This is a genomic window from Pseudomonas asplenii, from assembly GCF_001293465.1.
GTDB lineage: Bacteria > Pseudomonadota > Gammaproteobacteria > Pseudomonadales > Pseudomonadaceae > Aquipseudomonas > Aquipseudomonas fuscovaginae_B.
In genome coordinates this window covers 1-1,246 of sequence record NZ_JSYZ01000009.1, presented here as the reverse complement: position 1 = coordinate 1,246, position 1,246 = coordinate 1, and the positions used below count along the sequence as shown (strand labels likewise).

At 64.6% G+C, this 1,246-nt stretch carries 1 protein-coding gene; it reads left to right on the top strand.

Annotated elements, in window-relative coordinates; translation table 11 throughout:
- Window positions 1-112 precede the first annotated feature (112 nt).
- Entirely contained in the window at window positions 113-1,213 is a 1,101-nt protein-coding gene (gene sfnG, locus PF66_RS11985; protein WP_054059916.1) for a dimethylsulfone monooxygenase SfnG, read from the top strand.
- Window positions 1,214-1,246 lie beyond the last annotated feature (33 nt).

The window sequence follows — 1,246 nt, the reverse complement described above, 5'->3', positions numbered from 1 at the left end:
GGCAAGCCCGCTCCCACAGGGTATCGTGCCGTGTTCGTGCGGTTGCCGGGTCGGACGCTGGCACGCTTGCTGCTCCAGTGACCTGACATTCCCTGGTCCGAGGTGCAGCACCATGAGTCAGCAAGCCGTGAAATTCGCCTACTGGGTACCCAATGTCAGTGGTGGCCTGGTGGTCAGCAAGATCGAGCAGCGTACCCGCTGGGACATCGACTACAACCGCAGACTGGCGCAACTGGCGGAGGAGGCCGGGTTCGAGTACGGCCTGACCCAGATTCGCTTTACCGCCGGTTATGGCGCCGAGTACCAGCACGAGTCGGTGGCGTTCAGTCATGCCCTGCTGGCCGCCACCACCCAACTGAAGGTGATCGCCGCGATCCTGCCCGGCCCCTGGCAGCCGGCGCTGGCGGCCAAGCAACTGGCGACCATCGACCAGCTGACCGGTGGGCGGATCGCCGTGAATATCGTCAGCGGCTGGTTCCGCGGCGAGTTCCACGCCATCGGCGAGCACTGGCTGGAGCACGACGAGCGTTATCGCCGCTCCGAAGAGTTCATCCGCGCGCTGAAGGGGATCTGGACCGAGGACGGGTTCACCTTCAAGGGCGACTTCTACCGGTTCAACGACTACACCCTCAAGCCCAAGCCGCTGAGCCAACCGCATCCGGAGATCTTCCAGGGCGGCAGCTCGCGGGCGGCACGGGACATGGCGGCACGGGTTTCGGATTGGTACTTCACCAACGGCAACACGCCGGAAGGCATCAAGGCCCAGGTCGACGACATCCGTGCCAAGGCCGCGGCCAACGGTCACTCGGTAAAGATTGGGGTGAACGCCTTCATCATTGCCCGCGATACCGAGGAGGAGGCCCGCGCGGTGCTGGCGGAAATCATCGACAAGGCCGATCCCGAGGCGGTTGGCGCGTTTGGCGATGCGGCAAAGCAGGCCGGCAAGTCGTCGCCGGAAGGCGAGGGCAACTGGGCCAAGTCCGGTTTCGAAGACCTGGTGCAATACAACGACGGCTTCAAGACCAACCTGATCGGTACCCCGCAGCAGATCGCCGAGCGCATCGTGGCGTTGAAGGCGGTAGGGGTGGACCTGGTGCTGGCGGGGTTCCTGCATTTCCAGGAAGAGGTCGAATATTTCGGCAAGCGGGTGTTGCCGCTGGTGCGTGAACTGGAGGCGCAGAAGGCGGCGCGACCAGTGGCCGAGCTGGCCTGATTCTGCTGACGCCCCCGTAGGAGCCGGGCTTGC

What these genes read in the sequence shown, in the direction of transcription:
- sfnG (WP_054059916.1), top strand. Translation starts at nt 113, where the DNA reads ATGAGTCAGCAAGCCGTGAAATTCGCCTACTGGGTACCCAATGTCAGT.